The following is a 6,974-nucleotide window of genomic DNA, read 5'->3' as shown; positions in this document are numbered from 1 at the left end:
GCAGGGTTCTGGTGCAACCGGCCCGCACGGTCTGGCAACCGGTCAAAATTCGCGGCTGTCGCTACTGAGCGATTTCCCCTTTGCAGTTCGATCCTGCCGCGATCCATGCGCAGTAGGGGCAATAAGTGTTCGCTGCGGACAATAGTATGCTGGATACCTGTGATTGCATCGGATAGCCTGCCTAAGAGCCTCACCGATCCAGAGCAAAGGACTTGCCCGCGATGAAATCAACCTTCGCCGCTGCCGCTCTTGTTGTCGCCGGCACGTCCATGGCTGCTGCCGAAGAAGGGTTCTCCTGGACGGGCAGTTATGACGGTTATGTCGTCTGCGATCATGTCCAAGACGGCGTACCGTCCACTTTCGGCAGAGCGTTTGAGCTGCACATGGTGCAAGAGGGAGACGTCCTTCATATTGCGACCGGAATTGACGACCCGACAATCGGGACCGGAGCGTCGCTTTACCATGGTCAGGTCATGGCCAGTCCCGCGGGCGATTTCACCAGTGGCTTCATTCAGTCCTGCAAACCCCGTTTCCCGTATAAAGAACTGATCCGTATCTTTCCGGCGAGCACACTTGCAGAAGAGTTCAGCTTTTCAGCCAGCACAGTCTTTGTGTCTGACAGCCTGCCGGGATCCGAAGGTGCTCTTGTTGTGGAAAGCTGCCGGTGGTCGGCAACACGCAATTCCTCGGACGTGCCGAAAATCCAGCGGTGCGAAGCCCTGCCAACAGCGAATTAGCCGCCAATTCGGCGGCGAAGATCTGTGCTGCGGGCAAGTCAATTCTGCACTACTTTGATATCAGATCCTGAACCGGTTGGTCTTCAGACCGGTTTGACCGTGCCCTTCGACCAGGAAAAGGCCGCCCGACAGGGTGTCCGGTTCGATTGCGGTCGGGTCGGACGGTTGTTTGATGCTGGTGACGATCAGGTGATCGAGATCCGGACCGCAGAAGCAGGGCATGGTCGGTCTTTCGACCGGCATCTTGATCGCATGGACCAGGTTGCCATCGGGTGCGAAGCAGTTCAGCACGCCCGCCGAGACGCCGCCACTCCAGTAGTTGCCGTTCGCATCAACCGTTGCACCGTCCGGACGTCCGGTGTCGTTGGTCTGCTGGGCGAACAGCATTTTTGAGCCGAGGGCACCTGTTACGGGATCGAAGGCATAACACTCGATCCAGCCGGGGGAGGTATCGGAGTGGTACATGTATGTGCCGTCCGGAGACCAGGATAGCCCGTTGGAGCACAGCAGTTCGTCCCGGATTTCCGCAACATCGCCGCTGGTGTCCACTCTGTAGAGACCGGCAATCGGCTCACGTGGTGAGTTGGTGTCCATGGTGCCGACCCAGAAGGCGCCGTCAGGACCAACCTTGCCGTCATTCAAACGTGTGCTTGGGATATCTTGCTGGATTGTCGCCAGAACTTCGCTGTTACCCGTTTCAGGATCGAACAACAGGATCTTGTCCCAGACGCTGACGATCAGACGGTCATCTTCCGTCAGGCCGAAGGAACCGACTTCATTGTCGAAATGCCAGGTGGTGATATCCCGGCTTGTCCAGTTCATCGACTGGATGGAGCGGCCCTGAATATCCGCCCAGAGGAGACGGTTTTGTCTGTCATCCCAAGTCGGGCATTCTGCGAGTTGATAAGTTGTATCGAGAAATCGGGTAATCGTGTGGGACACCGTGGCGGGTTCCTTGAAAAGCCAAGCGAGCGAATGGAAACGGACTATAGCCGCACCCGCATTCGCCGTCGAGAGCGCATCCGGCCAAACCTACAGCTCTGCATTGATGGAGATAAACTGAAGCGTCAGTTGGACAGACTTTGATAATCGCCATCCAGTGGGATTGCCGTGCGCTTGACGATGGGGCGGATTGCGAAAGAGGACTTCATCCGCAGAACACCTGGTAGTTGGGAGAGGTGGTCGCGGTGAATGCGCTCGAAATCGACAGGGTCTTCGGCAGTCAGGCGCAGGATGTAGTCGGCATCGCCAGCCATCAGGAAACATTCCATGATTTCGTCCGAACGGGCGACGGCACGCTCGAAGTTCTCCAGCGTCTCCTTGGATTGGCCGGTTAGCGATATCTCGACAAAAACGTCCATTCGTCGGCCGAGTTTGCGCTGATCGAGCAGAGCTACATAGTTCTCGATGATGCCTGCCTCTTCCAGCGCCCGGACACGGCGCAGGCATGCGGAGGCGGAAAGTCCGACAACATCGGCAAGGTCTGCGTTCGCAATCCGGCCGTCCTTTTGCAGAACATCCAGAATCTTACGGTCGAGACGGTCAAGTTTCATTTTATTGCACCGCATATATTGCAGATTTGTAATCTCGTTACCGCAATATATTCAACTTTTTCCAGATTTTGCGCAACAAAATTGTGTTTTAGTCATGTTTCAACATGCGGAACGCAAGCACATTTCACTCAATCAGGCGTACACTTAATCCAATCAAAGTTGCTTCAGGAGGAGTTGTCGCCATGAGGATTGGTGTTCCCAAGGAAATCAAAAATCACGAGTACCGGGTTGGTCTGACACCGGACAGTGTTCATGAAATGGTTGCTCATGGCCACGACGTGGTTGTCGAGACGAATGCAGGTATCGGCATCGGTGCCAGCGATGCTGACTACGAAGCTGCCGGCGCGAAGATCCTGCCGACGGCCAAGGACGTCTTTGACGCCGCCCAGATGATCGTGAAGGTGAAGGAACCTCAGGCCGTGGAACGTGCAATGCTGCGTCCCGACCAAATTCTGTTCACGTATCTGCATCTGGCTCCGGATGCGGAACAGACAGCCGATCTGGTGAAATCCGGTGCCACCTGCATCGCCTACGAGACCGTTGTCGACGCCAAGGGCGGCCTGCCGCTGTTGGTACCAATGTCCCAGGTTGCCGGGCGCCTTTCGGTAATTGCCGGTGCAAAAGCTCTGGAAAAAGCTCATGGCGGCTCCGGTACTCTCGTTGGCGGTGTTCCGGGTGTCGAGCCTGCGAAAGTGGTCGTCATCGGCGGCGGCGTCGTCGGTTCACATGCGATCACCATGGCGATTGGTCTTGGTGCCGATGTTACCGTTCTGGACCGCAACACAGCCGTTCTCGGCCAGTTGTCGCAGACTTTCGGTCCGGGTCTGAAGACGGTTTACTCGACCAAGTCAGCTCTCGAAAAACACGTTCTGGAAGCTGACATGGTTGTCGGTGCCGTTCTTGTTGCAGGTGCGGCGGCTCCGAAACTGGTCTCAGCAGACCTCGTCAGCCGGATGAAGCCGGGTTCGGTTCTGGTGGATGTCGCCATCGATCAGGGCGGTTGCTTTGAAACATCAAAGGCAACGACCCATTCCGACCCGACCTACATCGTTGACGAAGTAGTGCACTACTGCGTAGCCAACATGCCGGGCGCCGTGCCGAAGACATCGACCTACGCCCTGAACAACGCGACGCTGCCGTTTGCACTCGCGCTGGCAGACAAAGGCGCAAAGAAGGCGCTGCTTGATGATCCGCATTTCCTGCCGGGCCTGAACGTGATCGGTGGGCAGGTGACTTGCGAAGCCGTTGCTGAGGCGCTCGGGTATGACTATGTCGATCCGGCAACAGCACTCGAAAAAGAAGACGCAAGCCAGGCGGCATAAGTTGCGCCAATTCTGCGGCGGGCAAAGACGCTCGCCGCGCTCTGCCCTATCAAAGCCAGCTCCGGGATCGGGGCTGGCTTTTTTTTATCTGGTCTGAGCTCAGGAATTTCTGACAACAATCACGGATCGGTCGTCCGCGAATTCCCTTGAAGTGGACCCTTTGATACTCGGAAAACTCTTGGTCTTGTGAAAGTCGACAGTTTCACAGGCGTCAAACGCCTTTTCCCATGCGGACACTGAAACTTCACCCGGGATATCAAAATAGCCGTCTGTAAAGAATTCAAGGGTTTCGATATCTTCAGCCGGTTTGCTGACGTCGATGACGTCGTCCATCAGGATCGGATCGCAATTCAAGGACGAATATCCCAGCGGATGGTCCGATCTGTTGGCATACATGTATTGGCATCTTATGCCAGTGCGAAGAAAGGCTTCTGCCTGCTGAGGGGCAACGATTTCGGTGTATCGGTTTGTAACCAGCGAGCAGATCTGGATGGCATCGTCTTCTGTCAGAAGGCCTTCGCGTACTCCGTAATCCAAACCCTGAAACGAGATCCGACGGGTCTGAGCTTCAACCTCGTCAGTCGAACGTTCCTTGTGGTTCAGCATGTTGAAGACCTCGATCCGTGCAGTGGTCGAGAGATCGTCGATGTGTTTCAGTCGCCGGTAAACCTGGTCTCCATTAATTCGTATGCCGCTGTCACCGACAACGAGCAGTCGAATCTTGTCGACGCCGAAAAACGCAGCCGCCATGGTGGTCGATGCACGGAAAGTGTTACCAAGCAGCCGTTCCGTCTGCGAGATCCTCTCTCTTACGGCTGAAAAAATCTCCCCGGCAGGAATGTCGGTCATGGTTCTCGTCGCTGCAAACTCACCCAGGACGGAGGCGGCCGCACGGGACGCCGCCTGTCCCGGAGACATTCCGGGTCCGGTGGCACCGCTTGAGGCGCCATCGAACACGCCGCAGATGCCCGGCAGGATCAGAAGACTGTCGTCCCCGGCCTGGCGGCCTGTCCGGTCTTTGGGGAAAGTGAGCGAAGATATTTGCATTGCTGAGCCGGTTTCAAGCTGAAGAAGATTAGACAAATGACGATTCCCGGTCGTCCGCGAGCAGGAAGACCGCATAGACACACAGCCCAGAGCAAACGAGCAGGATCGTCGACAAAGCTGCAGCCAACCCGAATTCGCCGTCCAACACCGATATGTAGATCTTCACCGGCATGGTGACTGTCTTGGAGTTGTAAAGGATCAGGGTGGAGGACAGCTCGTTGATCGCGGTTATGAAGCTCATCAGCGAGCCGACAATCAAGCCAGGCAGAATGAGCGGTACGGTGACCGACAGGAATGCCCGCAAAGGAGAGGCTCCAAGATTGATGGCAGCTTCCTCCAGCGATGGTTTGATTTGTCGCAGGTTTGTCGTGGTCGAACGCACACCGTATGGCAGTCGCCGAATGAAAAGGATCATGATGATGATCAAGCCAGTGCCCGTCAGGTCGTACCATCCGGACCGGAAGGTCGTTACGAAACCGATTGCCATTACGACGCCCGGTACGAGATAGGGAACCATCATGAGGACGTCGATTGCCCCGGAAACCGCGTTTTCCCGCCGCACGATCAGGTAAGAGATCAAACCGGAGAAAATGGCTATCACGGCAACGGCAATCAGCGAGAACCTGAAGCTGTTAAAGATCGCTTCCGGGGCATCCGACAACACTCTTTGATAGCTTGAAAGACCATATTCGCCGGTGAAGACCGGTCCGTTGGTTTCCAGGAATGACGTGTAGATGACGACGAGTGTCGGCAACATCGCAATGATGACAACAGCATAGCAGAATGCGTGCGCACCCAGGTTGCGCATGCCGCTCAATTGTTGAATGACCGGCCGGTTCGTCAATGCCGAAGCGTAGCGTCGCTTTGACAGAAACCGGCGTTGGATGAAGAGCGCCAGGATGGAGATTGCCATCATGACCAACGATACCGTGACGGCCATCGTGGGTTTTCCGCCAAGTTCGGAGGTATAGGCGGAGTAAGCAATCGTCGACAGGGTACGGAACCCTCGACCCAGGATTGCAGGCGTTCCGAAGTCGGCTATCGACAGAACAAAACAGATGATTGCGCCGGTGCTGACTGCGGGAAATACCAGGGGCAAAGTCACGTAGAAGAACCGCTGGAGGGAATTGCAGCCGAGATTTTCAGCTGCATCCTCAAAGGACTTGTTCACCGACCCAAGCGCTGTTTTTGTCATCAAGAACACGAAGGGGAAGAACTTCAGCGTAAAGACCAGGATGATCCCATGCGCTCCGTAAATGGTCGGCAGATTCAGACCGAAGCCCTTGAAGAAGTTCGTCACGAAGCCATTGGCACCAAGCATCATTATCCACGCATAGGCACCAATGAACGGTGGCGCGACCAGCACCAGGATCGCGAGTGTCGAAATCAAGGCCTTGCCGCGTATCCGGAACCTTGCGGTGAAAAAGGCCAGTGGCACGCCAATCAGACAGGCCCCGAACGTTCCCAAAAGTCCCACCGTGAGCGAATTGCGCAGTCCTTTGACGTAATAGTTGCGCGTGAACACTTCCAGATAGTTTGCAAGCGTAAAGGCACCGGTGTCCTCATCGATAAAACTAACGAGAAATACGCTCGCAATCGGAAGTATCAGAAGGACAAAGAGCACCGTAATGACGAGGAGTGTCATCAAAGTCCAGAAATCGAACCGGACGAGGCTGAATATGGAAACAGGTTTCAAAGGCGGATTTGACGAGGTTATTGTCATGACAACCTCCGGCCTGTTTCCCCGTTTTCAAAAAGGATCGCCCGCTCACGGCTGAACGCGAAGGTGACAGGGTCGCCTTCGGACAGGCCGAGGAGATCCGGGGTGGGGCGCAAGATGGCTCGTACATCGTCTCCGAGTTTGGTTTTTCCATGGACTTCAAGTTCGCGGCCTATGAAACTGATCTGGCGAATGTTTCCGTCGAAAGTGAGCATGTCGTCGCCGACGGCATCACCGTTCAGCGCAACATTCACGGCTTCCGGACGAACAGAGACAGCAATCTCCTTTTGGGAGGTGTCTGTGGCGACCGCGCGGACTTTCAGGCCGGAGGTCGTCAGAATTGCATCGCCGGAGGGGTCGACATTTCCTGCAAGAAAATTGTTTGCGCCCACAAAATTGGCAACGAAACGGTTCGCCGGATTGCGATAAATCTCGAAAGGAGGGGCGGCCTGTTGGATGATGCCACCAAACATCACGCAGACGACGTCTGACATGGCGAGGGCTTCTTCCTGATCATGGGTCACGTAAATCGTGGTCATGCCCATGTCCTTCTGGATGCGCCGCAGTTCTCCTCTGAGGTCAACGCGAAGTTTGG

Annotated in this window: 7 protein-coding genes; 2 read left to right on the top strand and 5 right to left on the bottom strand. The window is 55.5% G+C overall.

What is annotated here, in order from left to right; all coding sequences use genetic code 11:
• Nucleotides 1-221: 221 nt before the first annotated feature.
• Nucleotides 222-737: a hypothetical protein gene (locus K5905_RS23380; protein WP_297588426.1), complete on the top strand. Its 516-nt coding sequence runs from the start codon at nt 222-224 to the stop codon at nt 735-737.
• Nucleotides 738-797: 60 nt separating this feature from the next.
• Here the strand turns inward: K5905_RS23380 and K5905_RS23375 are convergent, their stop codons facing one another.
• Nucleotides 798-1,679 carry an SMP-30/gluconolactonase/LRE family protein gene (locus tag K5905_RS23375; RefSeq protein WP_297588424.1) on the bottom strand — a complete coding sequence of 294 codons (882 nt, stop codon included), beginning with the start codon at nt 1,677-1,679 and terminating at the stop codon, nt 798-800.
• A 125-nt stretch (nt 1,680-1,804) separates the two neighbouring features.
• A complete protein-coding gene (locus K5905_RS23370; protein WP_297588422.1) occupies nt 1,805-2,290 on the bottom strand; it encodes an Lrp/AsnC family transcriptional regulator in 486 nt (161 codons plus the stop codon).
• A gap of 182 nt (nt 2,291-2,472) precedes the next feature.
• Between K5905_RS23370 and ald the strand changes: the two genes are divergently transcribed.
• On the top strand, nt 2,473-3,612 hold the full coding sequence (ald, locus tag K5905_RS23365) for an alanine dehydrogenase (protein ID WP_297588419.1): 1,140 nt from the start codon (nt 2,473-2,475) through the stop codon (nt 3,610-3,612).
• Nucleotides 3,613-3,711: 99 nt separating this feature from the next.
• On the opposite strand, the gene K5905_RS23360 is transcribed toward ald, so the two are convergent.
• The 3 genes from K5905_RS23360 to K5905_RS23350 all read right to left on the bottom strand — a co-directional run.
• On the bottom strand, nt 3,712-4,695 hold the full coding sequence (locus K5905_RS23360) for a hypothetical protein (protein ID WP_297588416.1): 984 nt from the start codon (nt 4,693-4,695) through the stop codon (nt 3,712-3,714).
• Nucleotides 4,688-6,382: an iron ABC transporter permease gene (locus tag K5905_RS23355; protein ID WP_297588414.1), complete on the bottom strand. Its 1,695-nt coding sequence runs from the start codon at nt 6,380-6,382 to the stop codon at nt 4,688-4,690. Before K5905_RS23355 ends, K5905_RS23360 begins: the two co-directional genes overlap by 8 nt.
• Nucleotides 6,379-6,974: TOBE domain-containing protein (locus tag K5905_RS23350; RefSeq protein ID WP_297588411.1), on the bottom strand; the 596-nt coding region annotated here is incomplete at its 5' end. The genes K5905_RS23355 and K5905_RS23350, both read right to left, overlap by 4 nt.

The organism is Roseibium sp., from assembly GCF_025698965.1.
Classification (GTDB): Bacteria; Pseudomonadota; Alphaproteobacteria; order Rhizobiales; family Stappiaceae; genus Roseibium.
The sequence above is the reverse complement of the archived record's forward strand: the minus strand, read 5'-3'. Positions and strand labels throughout refer to the sequence as shown.

Coding starts and splice junctions, on each gene's coding strand:
- K5905_RS23355 (WP_297588414.1), bottom strand. CDS start 6,382: ATGACAATAACCTCGTCAAATCCGCCTTTGAAACCTGTTTCCATATTC.
- ald (WP_297588419.1), top strand. CDS start 2,473: ATGAGGATTGGTGTTCCCAAGGAAATCAAAAATCACGAGTACCGGGTT.
- K5905_RS23380 (WP_297588426.1), top strand. CDS start 222: ATGAAATCAACCTTCGCCGCTGCCGCTCTTGTTGTCGCCGGCACGTCC.
- K5905_RS23370 (WP_297588422.1), bottom strand. CDS start 2,290: ATGAAACTTGACCGTCTCGACCGTAAGATTCTGGATGTTCTGCAAAAG.